This is a genomic window from Ruminococcus sp. YE282 (assembly GCA_900101355.1).
GTDB classification, from domain to species: domain Bacteria; phylum Bacillota; class Clostridia; order Oscillospirales; family Acutalibacteraceae; genus Ruminococcoides; species Ruminococcoides bromii_A.
In genome coordinates, this window is sequence record FMUV01000002.1 from 63,222 (window position 1) to 80,971 (window position 17,750).

Consider the following 17,750-nt stretch of genomic DNA (forward strand, 5'->3'; position numbering starts at 1 on the left):
TTGTTTTACATACGTTATAATTATATCATTATAGCATTTCAATTTCAATTTGTAAATTTCATCACCTTTTATGACAATATACGATATATTTTGAACAATTTTCCGATATAACTTTTGAATAGTCGGGTTTTCAATATTTTGTGCTTTCAGGCGCAATTTTTTCTTTACATCCACTAAAGATTGTTATATAATTAACATAGTTGTTTTTGTTATAATATATAAATGAAAACAAAATCCATTAAAATTTGGAGGTATTTTATGGGATACACAATTGCGCAGAAAATCATTAAAGAACATCTTCTGAGCGGTGAAATGGTTGTCGGTAACGACATCGGAATCAAGATTGACCAGACACTTACTCAGGACGCAACAGGAACAATGGCTTACATTGAATATGAGGCTATGGGTATTCCACGTGTTAAGACAGAAAAAAGCGTAGCTTATATCGACCACAACACATTACAGACAGGTTTTGAAAATGCAGACGACCACAGATTCATTCAGTCTGTGTGCAAAAAGCACGGAATATATTTTTCAAGACCCGGCAACGGCATTTGCCACCAGGTTCACCTTGAAAGATTCGGCAAGCCAGGCAAAACACTGATTGGTTCAGACAGCCACACCCCAACAGGCGGCGGAATCGGTATGCTTGCAATCGGTGCGGGCGGACTTGACGTTGCTGTTGCAATGGGCGGAGGCGCTTATTATATTACTATGCCCAAAATGGTCAGAGTAAACCTGACAGGAAAGCTCAGCCCGTGGGTTTCGGCAAAAGACATTATTCTTGCCGTTCTCAGAGTTATGAGCGTTAAAGGCGGCGTCGGAAAAATTGTAGAATACGGCGGAGAAGGCGTAAAGACTCTTACCGTTCCCGAAAGAGCTACAATTACAAATATGGGTGCAGAGCTTGGCGCAACCACTTCTGTATTCCCGTCTGACGAAATTACAAGAGAATTTTTAAAGGCTCAGGATCGTGAAGAAGATTATCGTGAGCTCAGTGCAGATGAAGATGCAGTTTATGACGAAGTAATCGAAATTAACCTGTCAGAACTTGAGCCTCTTGCAGCCTGTCCGCACTCTCCTGATAACGTTAAACCTATCAGAGAGCTTGAAGGTCAAAAGATTGACCAGGTTTGCATCGGTTCATGCACAAACTCAAGTTATCTTGACCTTATGCGTGTAGCTCACATTCTTAAGGGTAAAAAAGTTGCAGACAATGTTTCACTTGCAATTGCACCGGGCAGTAAGCAGGTATTTAATATGCTCGCACTTAACGGAGCATTGGGTGACCTTATTGCAGCAGGCGCAAGAATTCTTGAAAGTGCCTGCGGTCCTTGTATCGGTATGGGACAATCACCAAACAGCAAAGGTATTTCGCTGAGAACATTTAACCGTAACTTTGAAGGAAGAAGCGGTACAGCAGACGGTCAGATATATCTTGTATCACCTGAAACAGCTGCCGTTTCAGCAATCAACGGCGTATTTACCGACCCGAGAGTGCTCGGCGACGCAGTAGAAATTGAGCTTCCGGAGAAATTCCTTATCAACGATAATATGGTTATCGCACCGGCTCCTGTTGAAGAGATGGATAACATTGAAATTCTCAGAGGTCCTAACATTAAGTCATATCCAAAGACTTCACCTCTTACCGACAGCATTGAAGCTTCATGTTCACTCAAGGTTGGCGACAATATTACAACCGACCATATTATGCCTGCCGGAGCTAAGATTCTTCCGTTGAGATCTAACATTCCAAAAATCTCAGAACACTGCTTTACAGTATGCGATAAGGAATTTCCGACACGTGCCAAAACACTTGTCAAGAGCATTATTGTAGGCGGAGAAAACTACGGTCAGGGTTCATCTCGTGAGCACGCAGCACTTGCTCCTCTCTTCCTCGGAGTTAAGGCTGTGCTGGTAAAGAGCTTTGCCCGTATTCACAAGAGTAACCTCATCAACGCAGGTATCCTGCCGCTTACATTTAAGGATACAGCAGATTATGACAAGATTAAACTCGGAGATATGCTTGAACTTCCGAATGTTAAAGAGGAAATTTCAAACGGTTCCGACATTACCGTAATTAATAAGACAAACGGTGAAACCATTAAGGCAGATTGCGACCTTTCTGACAGAACAAGAGCAATAATTCTTGCAGGCGGACTACTTGATTACACAAAGGAGAACAGCTAATGGATAAAATTAAAATGACTACGCCCCTCGTTGAGATGGACGGAGACGAAATGACAAGAGTTATCTGGCAGCAGATAAAAGATATTCTTATTCTTCCGTACGTTGACTTGAAGAGTGAATATTATGACCTTGGTCTTGAGCACAGAAATGAAACCGATGACCAGGTAACTGTTGACAGTGCAAACGCAACCAAAAAATACGGCGTAGCTGTAAAGTGTGCAACTATCACCCCTAATGCTGCAAGAATGGATGAATATCACCTCAAGAGTATGTGGAAATCACCTAACGGAACAATTCGTGCTATTCTTGACGGCACAGTATTCAGAAGCCCGATTCTTGTAAAGGGCATTACTCCTTATATTCCTACATGGAAAAAACCGATTTGCATTGCCCGTCACGCTTACGGAGACGTATATAAGAACACTGAAATGCGTGTTGAGGGCGGCAGCAAAGCTGAGCTTTGCGTTACAAAGCCCGACGGAACTGAAGAAAGAAGCCTGATTTTTGACTTTAAGTCAGACGGCGTAATTCAGGGTATTCACAACATTGACAAGAGTATTTCTTCATTTGCCCGTTCTTGCTTTAACTATGCACTTGACCAAAAGCTTGACGTTTGGTTTGCAACAAAAGATACCATCAGCAAAACTTATGACCACAGATTCAAAGATATATTTGCTGAAATATTTGAAAATGAATATAAGGATAAATTTGCCGACGCAGGCATTGAGTACTTCTACACACTTATTGACGACGCCGTTGCCAGAGTTATTCGCAGCGAAGGCGGATATATGTGGGCTTGCAAGAACTATGACGGCGACGTTATGAGTGATATGATTGCCACCGCATTCGGTTCTCTTGCTATGATGACAAGCGTGCTTGTATCTCCTGACGGAATTTATGAATACGAAGCAGCTCACGGTACTGTACAGCGCCATTATTACAAGTATCTCAAAGGTGAAGAAACATCTACAAACTCAGTTGCCACATTGTTTGCGTGGACAGGAGCTCTCAGAAAGCGCGGAGAACTCGACAAGCTTCCTAAACTTATGGAATTTGCCGATAAGCTTGAAAAGGCTACAATCAAAACAATTGAGGACGGAGTTATGACAGGTGACCTGTATGCTATTTCTTCACTTGAAAACAAGAAAAAGGTCAACACAGAAGACTTCCTCAAGGCAATTGACGAGCGTCTAAAGGCTACCCTTTAATCTTTTTGCTAAAGGAGATTAGTGTGTAATGTCTAAGAGTGACAGCATTTCAATGTCGGTTATCAGGCGTTTGCCAAGATATTACCGCTTTTTGTCGGAACTTAATGAACAAAATGTAGACAGAATTTCTTCAACCAAGTTAGCGCAGATAATGAATGTGACCGCTTCACAAGTTAGGCAGGATTTAAACTGCTTTGGCGGATTTGGTCAACAGGGCTACGGATACAGCGTAAGCCAGCTAAAGGATGAAATTAAGAATATTCTGGGACTTAACAACAACTATAAAGCTATTTTGATTGGCGTTGGCAACTTTGGAAAAGCTGTTGCAATGCATATGAACTTTGAAAAACTCGGATTCGAGCTTGTTGCCTGCTTTGACAAAAACAAAGAAAAGGTCGGTAAGCAGTTGAACAATATCAGCATAAAGCACGACTCTGAGATTGAAAGCTTTTGCAGTCAAAATCACGTTGATACAGCATTTTTATGTATTCCGAGAACCGCAGTTGAAAACGTTCTTGATACGTTATACGGACTTGGAATTAAAAATTACTGGAATTTCAGTCACTACGACATAAATGCAAGATACAATGATACTGTTGTTGAAAATGTTCATTTAAGCGATAATCTGATGACCTTGTGTTACAGAATGAATAACAAATCGTAATTTACTTCTTATAATTAATGGCTGCCGCAAATCAAAAGATTTGCGGCAGCCATTGTTTTGTATTATCTAACTTGTATTATATAAAATGTCAGATTTTAAACATCATTTCTGACAATATCTTCGTAGCTTTCACGCTTAACGATAACTCTTGACTTTCCGTCCTTTACCATAACTATGGCAGGTCTTGGGATTCTGTTATAATTAGAAGCCATTGAGTAATTGTATGCACCTGTTGAAAGTACTGCAAGAATATCTCCAACCTGAACATCTGCTACTTTTGTATGCTCCTGAACTAAATCGCCGCTTTCACAACACTTGCCGGCAATTGTAACAATCTCGTCGGCAGGCTTATCTGCCTTGGAAGCATTCACAACCGTGTATGCGGACTGATAAAGAGCATATCTGATATTATCTGTCATTCCGCCGTCAATTGAAACATAGGTTCTGACATTCGGAATTTCTTTCTTGCCGCCTACTGTATAAAGTGTGATTCCGGCTTCACCGACAACAGAACGGCCCGGCTCAATGTAAATAAACGGAACAGGAAGTCCGTGTTCGGCACACTTTGCTTTTACTGCAACAGAAACCTTATCCATATAGTTTTCATACGGTACAGGCTCATCGTCGCTTGTATACATAATTCCGAAGCCGCCACCAAGGTTAAGCTCAGAAATAACGGCACCAAGCTCGGACTTTATTTTAGCCATAAAGTCAATCATAATCTCGGCTGCGGTTACAAACGGCTCAATATCGAAAATCTGTGAACCAATATGGCAATGCAATTCTTTTAGGCAAACGTTGTCAAGCTTCAAAGCCTCTTTTACAGCCTCAAAAGCCTCGCCTGTTTCAAGTGCAAAACCAAACTTGGAATCAATCTGACCTGTTCTGATAAAATTGTGAGTATGTGCGTCAACACCGGGCTTAATTCTGAATGAAATGTCAGCCTTTATATTCATCTCACCAGCAATTTTATTTAAAAGTTCAAGTTCATAAAGATTGTCAACAACAAACTTTCCAACCTTAGACTTTAAAGCAAATCTGATCTCATCCTCAGTCTTGTTGTTACCGTGAAAATGTACTTTTTCCATAGGAAAACCTGCCTGCAAAGCAGTATAAATTTCACCGCCTGAAACAACGTCAAGACCGATGTTTTCCTCTTTTGCAATTCTGCAAAGCTCCTTGCATGATAAAGCCTTGCTCGCATAAAGAGGCATTCCGTTGCCATCGTAAAATTTATTGAATGAACTTACATACGAACGAATCGTATTTCTGATTGTTGTTTCATCAAGAACATAGAGCGGTGTGCCGTATTCCTTTGCAAGCTCCACGGTGTCGCATCCGCCGATAGTAAGATGTCCCTTTTCGTTTGTATTAAGACAATCATTTACAAACATTTTTTCATACCTCCGATTGTACTAAATCATTTATTGAAACTTCTATCAGTTTTCTTATTTCTTCATTGCCAAGACCTGTCTTTGCAGAAAACGGAATAAGATTAATATCTTCGATTGTGCTGAAAATATCTTTGTAGTACTCCAATTGTTCTTCAAACTGCGTCTTTTTGAGTTTATCGCTTTTGGTAAGAACAGCAGCAAAGTTAAAACCGCTTCTGTAAAGAAAGTCTATCATATGCAGGTCATCGTCAGTTGGCGGATGGCGCAAATCAAGAATCTGAATTATAAGAGCACGTTTTCTGTCCTGAGCAAAATAACCCTCAACAAGTTTTGCCCAACGTTCCTTTTCTGCTTTTGAAACTTTGGCGTATCCGTATCCCGGCAAATCAACCATTCTAAATTCTTTGAGCCTGTAAAAATTAATTGTCGCAGTCTTTCCGGGCTGTGCGCTGACTCTTGCAAGGGCTTTGCGCTGTACAAGTTTGTTTATCAGCGATGATTTTCCGACATTTGAATGACCTGAAAAAACAATTTCGGGCAAATCAGATTTTGGAAGCTGAGCAACCTGTCCGGCGGCAAACTCAAAAGATACCTCATTAAAATTCATTATATCTCTCCTATTGCCTTATAGTCGGCGTATTTTCTTGGTTCTCAAACGGAATGTTAATTCTGTTCCACTTAGCATTTGATATTTTTTCGGAATCCAATGTTGCGATTGAAATAATATCTTTTATATTATCAACAGGAATAAAGTCAACGTTTTCTTTTACGGCGTTGTCAATTTCCGATAAGTCGGTTTTATTCTGTTCAGGAATTATTACGGTAGAAATTTTATGTCTGTATGCAGCCATACTTTTTTCTTTAAGACCGCCGATTGGTAAGACCTTGCCTCTTAACGTTATCTCTCCCGTCATTGCAACATCGTGTCTGACAGGTTTATTCGACAATGCCGAATAGATTGCCGTAGCCATTGTAACACCGGCAGAAGGGCCATCTTTTGGTACAGCGCCTTCAGGAGCGTGAATATGAATATCCTTGGTTTTATAGAAGTCGGGATTAATTCCGAGCACATCTGCGTGGCTTCTTATACAAGTTATGGCAATCTTTGCCGATTCCTGCATAACATCTCCGAGTGAACCCGTGAGCACCAACTTTCCGTTGCCATCCATAACTGCAACTTCAATAGGAAGCAATTCGCCGCCTACCTGAGTCCACGCCAAACCGTTTACTACGCCGACTTCATCGGTTTTGAGAAAAGTTTCAGGCAAATACTTTTTATTGCCGAGCAGCTTCTCAACTGCCTTTTCATCAATCTTAAATGATTCAACGCCGTTTTCAAGTTTCTGTACGGCACATTTGCGGAAGATTGAAGCTATTGTGCGTTCAAGGGTACGTACTCCGGCTTCCCTTGTGTAGTAGTCAATTATTGAATATATTCCCTTTTGAGTGAATTTTATTTCTTTAGGAGAAAATCCACACAAATCAAGCTGCTTAGGAATAAGATGCTTTTTGGCGATATTATATTTTTCTTCACGTGTGTAGCTGTTGAGTTCAATAACTTCCATTCTGTCACGCAACGGCGCAGGAATTGCAGACAAATCATTTGCCGTTGTAATAAACATAACATTTGATAAATCAAACGGAATATCAATGAAATGGTCAACATATTTGTTGTTCTGTTCGCTGTCAAGCACTTCAAGAAGCGCAGAAGTCGGGTCACCCTTATAATCGCTTGAAAGTTTGTCAATTTCATCAAGAATTAAAAGCGGATTATTGGTGCCCGCATTTTGAATTGCAGCCATAATTCTGCCGGGCATTGAACCGATATAGGTTCTCCTGTGACCTCTTATTTCAGCTTCGTCCTTAACGCCGCCCAAGGCAATTCTTTGGCTTTTTCTTCCGATTGCATTTGCAATTGATTGGGCAATGGAAGTTTTACCGACACCGGGAGGTCCGACAAGGCAAATTATTTGACCTTTCTGCTTATCGCTCAGCTTTTTAACTGCAAGCTGTTCAACAATTCTTTCTTTGATTTTTTCAAGTCCGAAGTGACTTTTGTCAAGTTCTTTGCGAATTTTAGATATTACAATCTTTTCCTTTGAACTTTTATTCCACGGCAAATCAAGAACAGTATCAAGATATGTTCTGATGACCGACGATTCCTGACTGCCATACGGCATTTTCATAAGTTTGCGGCACTCTTTAAAAAGTGTCTCCTGAGATTTTTCATCAAGGTGAAGTTCTTCAATTCTCTGGGCATATGAATCCGCCTCATCTGACGGACTGTCATCCTCGCCGAGTTCTTCCTCAATTACACGCTTCTGCTCCCTTAGAAAATATTCACGCTGTCCGTCGTCAACATGCATTTTTGCCTTGCGTGTTATCTCATTTTCAAGTTTTAGTATGTAATTTTCATTTACAAGAACATCAAGCAATGAGGACAAACGTTCGGTAGGGTCAAGAATTTCAAGGACAGATTGCTTTTGCTGGTAATCAATCACTAAGTTTGATGCAATAAAATCTGCGAGTTCACCCGAGGATTTGCACAAAGCAACCTTAAAAATAATATCCGGAGGCATTTTTGGAGACAACTCAAGATATTTTTCAAATTCACTTTTAACTGTTCTTATAACAGCAGAATCCCTTGCAGAAGCCGGTTCTATTATTTCTTCAATAGGTTCAACGCTTGCCATAAGACAATTTTCGTCAAACACAGGAGAAATTATTCTCGCTCTTTTTATTCCCTCAATTACAATTCGTGTAGTATTCTCGGGTTGTTTAAGCACCTGAACAACCTTTGCAATAACTCCTACTATATATAAATCTATTATTGACGGCTCATTTTTTGCAGCGTCCTTTTGTGCAGCAAGAAAAATCGTCTGATTATCTTTCATTGCAGTATTAATTGCAGTGATGCTCTTTTTTCTGCCTACATCAAAGTGGATAAGAGTTTTTGGAAATACCACAAGTCCTCGCAAAGGCAGAACCGGTACTGTCAAAATGTTATTAGCTTCAATATCCATATGTTTTCCTTTCAAATGCCAATATAACAAGTAAAAGCTGTATTGATTTTGCAATACAGCTTCATTTTAGATTATTAAGATGCTGTGTTACGTTTTGGACGCTTCGTTGCATCTTTTTTTGTTAAATTAAGCGGCAAAGATTTTTTCTCTTTCCTGCGGATTATCTGCGGCTTGGCATTATCGGTTACGGTTTCTTTTGTAACAATAATCTTCTCAATAGTGTTGTCAGAAGGCGTTTCAAACATAAGGTCTGTAAGAATATCTTCCATTATACCTCTGAGTCCACGTGCTCCCGTATGCTGTTCCTGTGCTTTGCGAGCAATTGCCTCAAGGGCTTCATCCTCAAAGTAAAGCTCTACATCGTCAAGCTCAAAGAGCTTTTTGTATTGCTGAACAATAGAATTTTTGGGAACAGTCAAAATCTTAACAAGAGCTTCTGTATCAAGCCCACTCAGTGCTGTAATTACAGGCAGTCTTCCAATCAACTCAGGTATTATGCCGTATTTAACAAGATCGTGCGCTGTTACTTCTTTCATCCAGTCGGTTTCATCAAGTTCAACTTTTGATGTGACAAGGGATTCAAATCCGATTACAGACGAGCCCTTTCTCTTTTCAACAATCTTTTCAAGACCGTCAAAAGCACCGCCGCAGATGAAAAGAATATTTTTTGTATCAATTTGTAAAAATTCCTGCTGAGGATGTTTTCTACCACCTTGTGGCGGAACATTTGCAACAGTACCCTCAACAATTTTTAGTAAAGCCTGCTGTACACCTTCACCGCTGACATCACGTGTTATTGACGGATTTTCGGACTTCCTTGCAATCTTGTCGATTTCATCGATATAAATGATACCGCATTCAGCCTTTGCAATGTCAAAATCAGCGGCTTGTATTAACTTTAATAAGATGTTTTCTACGTCCTCGCCAACATAACCTGCTTCTGTAAGAGTAGTGGCGTCCGCAATGGCAAAAGGAACGTCAAGCGCCTTTGCAAGGGTCTGTGCAAGCAAAGTTTTACCAACGCCGGTAGGACCGAGCAACAGAACATTGCTCTTGGCAAAATCAACGCTGTCATCACGTGAAAACGCTCTTTTGTAGTGGTTGTATACAGCCACGCTTAATGTAATCTTGGCAGAATCCTGACCAATTACATACTCGTCAAGAATGGCTTTAATTTCTTTTGGTTTTAAAAGCTCGGCAATTGAAGCAGTCGGTTCATCTGTATGAACGCCGTTATTTCTGTCACATTCATGTTCAAGCTCTCCGGACTGCTCAAGAATATTCATACATAATTCAATGCACTGGTCACAGATATAAACGCCGTTTCCGGCAATAAGTCTGCCAACCATTTCCTGCGGTTTACCGCAAAAGGAACAATAAATATCCTTGTCGTTGTTTTTATTAGCCATCAGCCAATCCTCACCTTATCTTTTTTCGATTACCTTATCAATCAGACCATATTCAAGTGCCTGCTGAGCAGTCATAAAATTATCACGGTTAGTGTCTCTTGCAATAACATCAAGCGGCTGTCCGGTGTTATCAGACAAAATTTGATTAAGATGCTTTTTAATATCAAGAATATGTCTTGTATGAATTTCCATATCAGTTGCCTGGCCCTGGGCACCGCCTGAGGGCTGATGAATCATAATATCGCTGTTAGGCAAAGCAAGACGCTTGCCCTTTGTGCCGGCAGCAAGCAAGAAAGCTCCCATACTTGCAGCCATACCCATACAAATAGTTGAAACATCACACTTAATGTAATTCATTGTGTCATAAATTGCAAAACCGTCTGTTACACTTCCGCCGGGGCTGTTGATATAAAGACTGATATCCTTTGTGGGATCCTGACTTTCAAGATACAACAACTGTGCAACAACAACGCTTGCGCTGGCACTATTTACCTCTTCGGTTAACATAATAATCCTGTCGTTGAGCAAACGTGAATAAATATCGTATGAGCGTTCGCCACGGTTGGTTTGCTCTACTACATAAGGTACCAATGCCATAATATCAAAACCTTTCTTAATAAATAGTTGGCAAAATATTGAATATTATACAAACAAATTATTTGATTACTGCTTTTTCCTTAACAAGCTCAAGAGCTTTCTGAACCTTGAGGTCATCTGAAAGTGACTCGGCAGGAACAGCAGCCTTTACCTTTTCAACTTCCATCTTGTAATTTTCAGCCATCTTATCGTATTCAGCGTTAAGATCGTCTTCTGTTACCTCAATGTTTTCTTTCTTAGTAATAGTTTCGAGAGCAAGTCTGAGTTTAACTCTTCTCTTAGCTTCCTCTTTATACATTTCTCTGAGTGCGTTTTGGTCTACTCCCATATACTGCATATAAGTTTCGATGCTCATACCCTGTGAACGCAAACGCATATCAAAATCTCTGATCATTTCGTTAGCCTGATTGTCATACATTGCTTCCGGAATTTCACCCTCAACAAGGTCAATAAGCTTGTTGGCAATCTGATCGTCAACGTCCTTTTCAGCTTCGTCCTCAAGACGTTTTGCAAGAGTTTCTTTTAATTCCTCTTTATACTCATCAAGGGTTTCTTTATCAGAAACGTCCTTTACAAAATCGTCATCAACCTCAGGCAGCTCTTTGGCTTTAATTTCGTGAAGCTTGATTTTGAACTCAGCGTCTTTACCCTTGAGCTCCTCAGCCTGATATTCCTCAGGGAATTTAACATTAATTGAAAATTCTTCATCGGTATTATGACCTACAATCTGCTCTTCAAATCCCGGAATAAAGTTGCCTGAACCAAGTGCAAGATTATAGTTCTCAGCCTTGCCGCCGTCAAATGCAACACCGTCAACAAAACCTTCAAAGTCGATTACAACAGTATCGCCGTCCTGGGCAGGTCTGTCTTCAACAGTAACCATTCTTGAGTTACGGTCTCTAACCCTTTCAATCTCTTCGTCAACGAGTTCATCAGTAACTTCTGTTGACTTCTTTTCAATTTCAATACCGAGATAATCCTTGATTTCCATCTCAGGCTCTACGATTATAGATGTTTTAAAGGTGAAACCGTCTTTTCCTGCTTCAACAGCCTCAAGAGACTCAACGGCAACTATCTTAAGATTAGCTTCCTTTGCAGCCTCATAAAGAGCCTCAGGGTAGCAATCCTGCATAGCGTCCTCATAGAAAACTTCAGAGCCGTACATCTTCTCAATCATATGACGGGGAGCTTTGCCCTTTCTGAAGCCGGGGATATTGATTTTCTTTACCTGTCTTTTATATACAGCGTTAACTGCCTTTTCAAAGGTATCAGCGTCAACCGACACTACTAATTCGTAAGAATTAGCCTGTTCTTTTTTAGTACTTTCCTTTAATGCCATTTAAAATTCCTCCAAAAGTTTTATTTTGAGAATATATCAGTTAATTATATCATAATTAAATTGATTTGCCAATAGAAAACAATAATTATTTTATTTCATCTCACCAAAACCGGCATAAAACCGACCTTGTCGCAAGAAATGAGCCTAAAATTAACTCCCTTGTATTCTCCTTCAAAAGCATATTTAAAATTGTTACGCCCGTGAATGTGACCGTAATAACATTTTTTTACGTTATATTTTAACAGCACATCCATAATTTCTTTACATTCAATACCATTATAATATGGCGGATAGTGAAGAAATACAACCGGTTCTTTTCCTGTTTTAAGGGCAGATTCAATTGACATTATTAAACGTCCGACCTCACGGTTTAACACCTTTATGTCTTGTTCGGTATCATTTTCAAGGAACCATCCGCGTGTTCCACAGACGGCGTAATAATCACAAACATAAGAATTATTAAAGATGATTGAAATTGAATCAAAGCCGTTTTTACTCAAAAATGAATCAATTTTGCTTTTTGTTCCCCACCAATAATCGTGGTTTCCCTTAAGAAACAACTTTTTCCCCGGAAGTTTGTCAATAAAGCTAAAATCAACAAAAGTTTCTTCAAGCTTCATTGCCCAGGAAATGTCGCCGCCGACAACAACAGTATCATCATCGGTTATTAATTTTCTCCAATTGTCCTCAAGCCGCTCAACATAGTTACTCCAACCGGCAAAAATATCCATAGGCTTGTCTTCGCCGAGCGACAAATGCAAGTCAGCAATTGCGAACAGAGACATTATTCGATTCCAAGTGCAGAAAGGACATAGTTCTGCATCTTATCAACTTCGGTTACATCTGTAAAACGAACTTTTTTGTCTTTAAGTCCTGCCAAAGGAGCAGGAACAGGCATTTTTGTAATCTCATTAAGCTTATCAACAGTGTCAAATTCAGTATTTGGCAATTCGGTTTCAGGAGCAACCGCCTGAAGAACTGACCTTGAGAATTTATAAGGACTTGCCGTTGAAGCAATAACAGCAGGAGTTTTATCGCCTGTTTCGTTAACATACTGCTCATAAACATTAACTGCAACTGCAGTGTGTGTGTCGCACAAATAGCCGTTCTCTTTAAACAATTTGTTTATTGTAGCCTGAGTTTGCTCATCGTCGCAGAATCCGCCGAAGAATTTGTCTTTAATAACAGCCTTAACTTCATCTGTTACTTCGTACTTACCTGTTGTCTTGAGTGAGGTCATCCATTCCTTGGTGAAAGCATCGCTGTTTCCGGAAAGCTTGTACAACAAACGTTCAAGGTTACTTGAAACAAGGATATCCATTGACGGAGACATAGTTGTATAGAAATGACGGTTTTTATCATAAACGCCTGTTCTGATAAAATCAGTCAATACATTGTTTGAATTAGAAGCACAAATTAATTTGTTAATCGGAAGTCCCATAAGGCTTGCATAATAAGAAGCAAGTATATTACCAAAATTACCTGTCGGAACAACCACATTGATTTTTTCACCAAAGTTGATTTTGCCCTCGTTAACCATATCGCAGTATGCAGATACATAATATACAATCTGAGGAAGAAGTCTGCCCCAGTTGATTGAGTTTGCCGAAGAGAACAGCATATTGTTATCTTCAAGCTTCTTGGCAATTTCAGGAGTTGTGAATATTCTCTTTACACCGGTCTGAGCATCGTCAAAGTTGCCTTCAATTGCACAAACCTTAACGTTCTGACCTTCCTGTGAATCCATTTGATGTTTTTGCATTGGGCTTACGCCATTTACGGGATAGAAAACAATAATTTTTGTGTGGTCAACATCTTTAAAGCCTTCAAGCGCAGCCTTGCCTGTATCGCCGGAAGTTGCAACAAGAATAACCGCATCTTTGCCGTCATAAGTCTTTTTTAATGACTTTGTAAGCAGGTGAGGCAAAATTTGAAGAGCCATATCTTTAAAAGCACAAGTAGGACCGTGCCATAATTCCAATATATTAAGAGCCTTGTCGTCAAGATTACAAAAGGCTAAAGGTGCAGGATTTTCGCCGCCGAATTTCTGAGCTGTGTATGCCTTTTCTACGCAATCGTTAATTTCCTCCTCAGTAAAATCAGAAAGAAAATCAGCAAAAATCTTCTTTGCCCTGCCCTTATAATCGGTATTTAAAAACAACTTTAGCGCAGCTTCGTCATACTGCGGAAATTCCTGAGGTACAAACAAACCGCCGTCCTTTGAAATTCCCTGTGCGATAGCCTGTGCAGAAGATACTACTTCATTCTTATTTTGGGTACTGTTATATAACATTGAAATCTTCCTTTCAAATGACTTTAAACATCAAATATTTTACTACATAATTCGCTGATTGTCAAAGTTTTCAAAGAAATTAAGAGCATTATCACAAAAAATCTTTTCAATCTGACGTTCTTTGTAATTATGCCTAAGCAAATGTTCGTATAATTCGCTAAAAAAGTCGCTTCCGCTTATATCATCGGGCAAATCACAGCCGTCAAAATCACTTCCGAGACAAATTGTATTTTCTCCTCCCAGCGACAAAAAGTGGTCTATATGCCTTATGATATCATACTTATTTGATGTTTGAGGATATTGTGACAAAAATTCTCTATGAAAATTAATGCCAACCAATCCTCCCCTTTTTGCAATAATTTTAAATTGTTCATCTGTCAAATTTCGCTTGTGCGGCGTAATTTTGGCTGAATCTGAATGAGAGGCAACAAAAGGCAGCTTTGATAATTCAGCAACGTCGTAAAATAATTTCTCGGAGGCGTGAGAAACATCAACTATTATTCCGCATTTTTCCATTTCACCGATTACCGACTTGCCAAAGTAAGTAAGACCTTTTGGATTAGCAACCTCGGCTCCGTCACCGATAATGTTTGAATCGTTCCAAGTTAATGTAATCATCTTTACGCCCATTTGAGCAAATTTATTTATATTTTCAAGCTTGCCGTTGACAGCACTGCCGTTTTCAACTGTAAAATAGGCACAATATTTATTCTGCTTAAGTAAAGCTCGGATGTTATCTCCTCTTTTTAAAAGATTAATTTGACATCTTTTGCACTCATCATTTAATTTTTTATGAGCCTTTAAAAATAGGCTCTCGGCTTCTTCTCCGCTTAAATTATCGGGCAGCCAGATTGCATAACACTGCAATCTTCTGTCATCGTTATTGAGGTTTAGCTTCACCTCAAGCTTATCGGAATCAAGCCCGATATTTTGAGTCACCGACTTGTATAGCGAATCACAATGCAAATCAACAACCTGCATATCCATCCTCCAACTCGAATGCGTTTTCAATGTAATTAATGGATTCAAGCTTTAAACTGACTTTGTCTACATAAACTTCGCATACATCAAAACGACAATATTTTTCGGTATCGTTTTCAAGAAGATAAGCCGATGCAGTCTTAATTATTCTCAGTTGTTTTCGCTTATCAACAGCCTCGGAAGCGGTTGTCATAGAATTTGAGTGACGTGTCTTAACCTCAACAAAAACAAGATAATTTTTGTTTTCTGCAATAATATCAATTTCGCCGTATTTTTTACGGAAGTTTCGGTCAACAATCCTGTACCTTTTCTTTTTAAGATACTTCACCGCAAATTCTTCGCCGATGTCACCGATTTCTTTTGTTTTATGCTTAATCATTTCCCAATATTTTTCCCAAAAAGCTCATTCTGTGATACGGGCAGGGGCCATATTTTTTTAGCGCCTCTATGTGGGCTTTTGTTCCGTATCCCTTGTGTTTATCAAACTGATATTCAGGATATTCTTTTGCATTTTCACGCAAAAGCCTGTCCCTCGACACCTTTGCAAGTATTGAAGCCGCAGCGATTGACATAGACTTTGCATCGCCTTTGATTATAAATTCACTGTCAATTTTCAAATCAGGCAAACGGTTGCCGTCTATCATTGCATAGTCAGCCTTTACATCAAGACCTTCAACAGCTCTTTTCATCGCAAGCATAGTTGCATTTAATATATTCATACTCTCAATTTCCTCAACTGTTGCATACGCTATACAATATGAACGTGCCGAAGATTTTATTACATCAAAGAGCGCCTCACGCTTTTTTTCACTGAGTTTTTTTGAATCGTTAACGCCGTCAATTATTGTGTTCTCAGGCAAAATTACAGCAGCGGCGCAAACAGGTCCCGCCAATGGTCCCCTGCCTGCTTCATCAACACCGCAAACAGCTTTATATCCTTTAGACTTTGCCTCAATCTCATATTCAAGCCAATTCAACATTATTCTCCGTCCTTTGCAGGCATTTCAACCGTAATTCTGCCAAGCTTTGCAGACCTAAACTCGTCAAGCAACATTATAGCCGCACGCTCAGTATCAATTTCTCCGCCTGAAACAAGCATACCTCGTTTTTTTCCAATCAATTTTAAAAGTTCATACGATTCAAGTGATTCCAAATCAACACTTTCAAGTTTAAATCTGGAAATAAACTCTGCGGGCTTTAAAACTTTCAAAAAATCAAGCAGTCTTACGGCAAGAAATTCAATGTCAAGCACCTGGTCTTTGACTGCACCTGTGAATGCAAGATGTTCGCCGACAACTTTATCTTCAAATTTCGGCCATAAAACGCCCGGGGTATCAAGCATTTCAAGGTTTTTGCTGATTGTAAACCACTGATTGCCCCTTGTAACACCGGGTCTGTCCTCAACCTTGGCACGATTTTGCTTTGCTATTCTATTAATAAATGAAGATTTGCCGACGTTTGGTATTCCTACAATCATAATCCTCATTATCGGATTTACCATTCCTTTTGATTTCAGTCTTGCAGTTCTTTCACTCAAAACCGTATTTACCGCCATTGGGAATTTATTCAATCCCCTGCCGCTTTTACAATCAACTGCTATTGCTGTTATCCCCTGCTTCTTATAAAAATCAATCCACATCTTGGTTGCAGTCTGATTTGACATATCACACTTATTAAGCAAAATTATTCTAGGCTTATTTTGAATAAGTTTATTTAAATCAGGATTTCTGCTGCTGATTGGGATTCTTGCATCTATTATTTCTGCCACGGCATCAACAAGTTTCAAGCTTGACTGAATTTGCCTTTTGGTTTTTGTCATATGACCGGGAAACCATTGTATAGTTTGCATTTCACTCATAAAAGTTACCTCAAAATAATAAAAATAAAAAAAGCCTATTTCTATTATAAAACAGAAATAAGCTTTATACAACACTAAAAAATTAATAGAGATAGCCGAAATTGTTAAACGGAAAAGCCACAAACTGAGCCTTGCCAATTACATTGTCAACGTCAATCAACCCAATTTCTGTGCTGCGGCTGTCAAGAGAAACCTTTCTGTTGTCGCCCATTACAAAAATTTTGCCTTTTGGCACAACTTCGGGAATATCATAGTTGCCGTAGTTGTCTGAGAAAGTTGTACCCTTGATATACGGTTCATCAAGCACAACGCCGTCAACAATTATTCTCTCGTTTTCATAATCAAGTTTAAGGGTTTGACCCTCGGTTGCAATTACACGCTTGATAATCGGTTTTTCATATTCCGCACCATGTGAAATAACAACAATATCATGGTTAGTCGGAGTATAGAAAAGATTAGTGACAATAACCTTATCGTTTGTTGATAAGGTATCCTCCATTGACGAGCCTTCAACACCCACAAGTCTGAAAATAAATGTTAAACAAATTACAACGACTGAAATTGCAAAAAACAGGCAGCGCATAAAATCAAAAATATTTGAAGCGATTCCGTCAGGTCTTACAACCGTAAAATTAGGAACCTTGATTTTGCTGACTGTACTGTTGTTTGTTACGTTATCAGTAGTTTTTTCTTCAATCACTTTTTCTGATGAATCATTATTGGATTGTGAAGTGTGTTCATTTGTGTTTATATCGCTCAATTTCTTCACCTGCTGTAATTAATAAAAAAGGGAC

General features: G+C 39.3%; 16 protein-coding genes. 3 read left to right on the top strand and 13 right to left on the bottom strand.

The annotated features are described in order from the left end of the window. Positions 1-258 precede the first annotated feature (258 nt). The 3 genes from BLP46_RS01535 to BLP46_RS01545 are packed head-to-tail and all read left to right on the top strand — an operon-like array spanning position 259 to position 4,062. Complete coding sequence (locus tag BLP46_RS01535) at positions 259-2,190, top strand: aconitate hydratase (protein WP_092974540.1); 1,932 nt, start codon at positions 259-261, stop codon at positions 2,188-2,190. Further along, on the top strand, positions 2,190-3,398 hold the full coding sequence (locus tag BLP46_RS01540) for an NADP-dependent isocitrate dehydrogenase (RefSeq protein WP_092974543.1): 1,209 nt from the start codon (positions 2,190-2,192) through the stop codon (positions 3,396-3,398). The genes BLP46_RS01535 and BLP46_RS01540 overlap by 1 nt, the downstream gene beginning before the upstream one ends. Positions 3,399-3,426: 28 nt before the next feature. After that, positions 3,427-4,062, top strand: coding sequence for a redox-sensing transcriptional repressor Rex (locus tag BLP46_RS01545; RefSeq protein WP_092974546.1), 636 nt, complete (start codon positions 3,427-3,429; stop codon positions 4,060-4,062). A 95-nt stretch (positions 4,063-4,157) separates the two neighbouring features. On the opposite strand, the gene lysA is transcribed toward BLP46_RS01545, so the two are convergent. The 13 genes from lysA to lepB all read right to left on the bottom strand — a co-directional run bounded on the left by lysA (position 4,158) and on the right by lepB (position 17,716). After that, the gene (gene lysA, locus BLP46_RS01550) at positions 4,158-5,456 is read right to left on the bottom strand and encodes a diaminopimelate decarboxylase (protein ID WP_092974549.1); all 1,299 of its coding nucleotides are present in this window, start codon (positions 5,454-5,456) and stop codon (positions 4,158-4,160) included. A gap of 4 nt (positions 5,457-5,460) precedes the next feature. Then, positions 5,461-6,063, bottom strand: a complete 603-nt coding sequence (gene yihA, locus BLP46_RS01555; RefSeq protein ID WP_092974552.1) for a ribosome biogenesis GTP-binding protein YihA/YsxC — start codon at positions 6,061-6,063, stop codon at positions 5,461-5,463. A 10-nt stretch (positions 6,064-6,073) separates the two neighbouring features. After that, on the bottom strand, positions 6,074-8,479 hold the full coding sequence (gene lon / locus BLP46_RS01560; protein ID WP_092974554.1) for an endopeptidase La: 2,406 nt from the start codon (positions 8,477-8,479) through the stop codon (positions 6,074-6,076). Between the two features lie 74 nt (positions 8,480-8,553). Beyond that, a complete protein-coding gene (gene clpX / locus BLP46_RS01565) occupies positions 8,554-9,888 on the bottom strand; it encodes an ATP-dependent Clp protease ATP-binding subunit ClpX (protein WP_092974557.1) in 1,335 nt (444 codons plus the stop codon). Positions 9,889-9,903: 15 nt separating this feature from the next. Next, positions 9,904-10,485, bottom strand: coding sequence for an ATP-dependent Clp endopeptidase proteolytic subunit ClpP (gene clpP / locus BLP46_RS01570; protein WP_092974560.1), 582 nt, complete (start codon positions 10,483-10,485; stop codon positions 9,904-9,906). Between the two features lie 58 nt (positions 10,486-10,543). Beyond that, positions 10,544-11,824, bottom strand: a complete 1,281-nt coding sequence (gene tig, locus BLP46_RS01575; protein WP_092974563.1) for a trigger factor — start codon at positions 11,822-11,824, stop codon at positions 10,544-10,546. A gap of 95 nt (positions 11,825-11,919) precedes the next feature. Next, complete coding sequence (locus tag BLP46_RS01580) at positions 11,920-12,609, bottom strand: metallophosphoesterase (RefSeq protein ID WP_092974566.1); 690 nt, start codon at positions 12,607-12,609, stop codon at positions 11,920-11,922. Continuing rightward, positions 12,609-14,117 carry a threonine synthase gene (gene thrC / locus BLP46_RS01585; RefSeq protein WP_092974570.1) on the bottom strand — a complete coding sequence of 503 codons (1,509 nt, stop codon included), beginning with the start codon at positions 14,115-14,117 and terminating at the stop codon, positions 12,609-12,611. Before thrC ends, BLP46_RS01580 begins: the two co-directional genes overlap by 1 nt. 42 nt (positions 14,118-14,159) lie before the next feature. After that, positions 14,160-15,098 carry a dipeptidase gene (locus BLP46_RS01590; RefSeq protein ID WP_167669139.1) on the bottom strand — a complete coding sequence of 313 codons (939 nt, stop codon included), beginning with the start codon at positions 15,096-15,098 and terminating at the stop codon, positions 14,160-14,162. Beyond that, on the bottom strand, positions 15,085-15,477 hold the full coding sequence (locus BLP46_RS01595) for a YraN family protein (protein ID WP_092974576.1): 393 nt from the start codon (positions 15,475-15,477) through the stop codon (positions 15,085-15,087). The genes BLP46_RS01590 and BLP46_RS01595 overlap by 14 nt, the downstream gene beginning before the upstream one ends. Beyond that, positions 15,470-16,078, bottom strand: coding sequence for a ribonuclease HII (rnhB, locus tag BLP46_RS01600; protein ID WP_092974579.1), 609 nt, complete (start codon positions 16,076-16,078; stop codon positions 15,470-15,472). Before rnhB ends, BLP46_RS01595 begins: the two co-directional genes overlap by 8 nt. Beyond that, a complete protein-coding gene (gene ylqF, locus BLP46_RS01605) occupies positions 16,078-16,956 on the bottom strand; it encodes a ribosome biogenesis GTPase YlqF (protein ID WP_092974582.1) in 879 nt (292 codons plus the stop codon). Before ylqF ends, rnhB begins: the two co-directional genes overlap by 1 nt. An 82-nt stretch (positions 16,957-17,038) precedes the next feature. After that, complete coding sequence (lepB, locus tag BLP46_RS01610; RefSeq protein WP_092974585.1) at positions 17,039-17,716, bottom strand: signal peptidase I; 678 nt, start codon at positions 17,714-17,716, stop codon at positions 17,039-17,041. Positions 17,717-17,750: the final 34 nt, after the last annotated feature.

Excerpts from the sequence above, each read along its gene's own strand:
- BLP46_RS01540 (WP_092974543.1), top strand. The coding sequence starts at position 2,190 with ATGGATAAAATTAAAATGACTACGCCCCTCGTTGAGATGGACGGAGAC.
- lysA (WP_092974549.1), bottom strand. The coding sequence starts at position 5,456 with ATGTTTGTAAATGATTGTCTTAATACAAACGAAAAGGGACATCTTACT.
- BLP46_RS01580 (WP_092974566.1), bottom strand. The coding sequence starts at position 12,609 with ATGTCTCTGTTCGCAATTGCTGACTTGCATTTGTCGCTCGGCGAAGAC.
- ylqF (WP_092974582.1), bottom strand. The coding sequence starts at position 16,956 with ATGAGTGAAATGCAAACTATACAATGGTTTCCCGGTCATATGACAAAA.
- BLP46_RS01545 (WP_092974546.1), top strand. The coding sequence starts at position 3,427 with ATGTCTAAGAGTGACAGCATTTCAATGTCGGTTATCAGGCGTTTGCCA.
- clpP (WP_092974560.1), bottom strand. The coding sequence starts at position 10,485 with ATGGCATTGGTACCTTATGTAGTAGAGCAAACCAACCGTGGCGAACGC.
- thrC (WP_092974570.1), bottom strand. The coding sequence starts at position 14,117 with ATGTTATATAACAGTACCCAAAATAAGAATGAAGTAGTATCTTCTGCA.
- rnhB (WP_092974579.1), bottom strand. The coding sequence starts at position 16,078 with ATGTTGAATTGGCTTGAATATGAGATTGAGGCAAAGTCTAAAGGATAT.
- yihA (WP_092974552.1), bottom strand. The coding sequence starts at position 6,063 with ATGAATTTTAATGAGGTATCTTTTGAGTTTGCCGCCGGACAGGTTGCT.
- lon (WP_092974554.1), bottom strand. The coding sequence starts at position 8,479 with ATGGATATTGAAGCTAATAACATTTTGACAGTACCGGTTCTGCCTTTG.
- BLP46_RS01595 (WP_092974576.1), bottom strand. The coding sequence starts at position 15,477 with ATGATTAAGCATAAAACAAAAGAAATCGGTGACATCGGCGAAGAATTT.
- BLP46_RS01590 (WP_167669139.1), bottom strand. The coding sequence starts at position 15,098 with ATGCAGGTTGTTGATTTGCATTGTGATTCGCTATACAAGTCGGTGACT.
- clpX (WP_092974557.1), bottom strand. The coding sequence starts at position 9,888 with ATGGCTAATAAAAACAACGACAAGGATATTTATTGTTCCTTTTGCGGT.
- BLP46_RS01535 (WP_092974540.1), top strand. The coding sequence starts at position 259 with ATGGGATACACAATTGCGCAGAAAATCATTAAAGAACATCTTCTGAGC.
- tig (WP_092974563.1), bottom strand. The coding sequence starts at position 11,824 with ATGGCATTAAAGGAAAGTACTAAAAAAGAACAGGCTAATTCTTACGAA.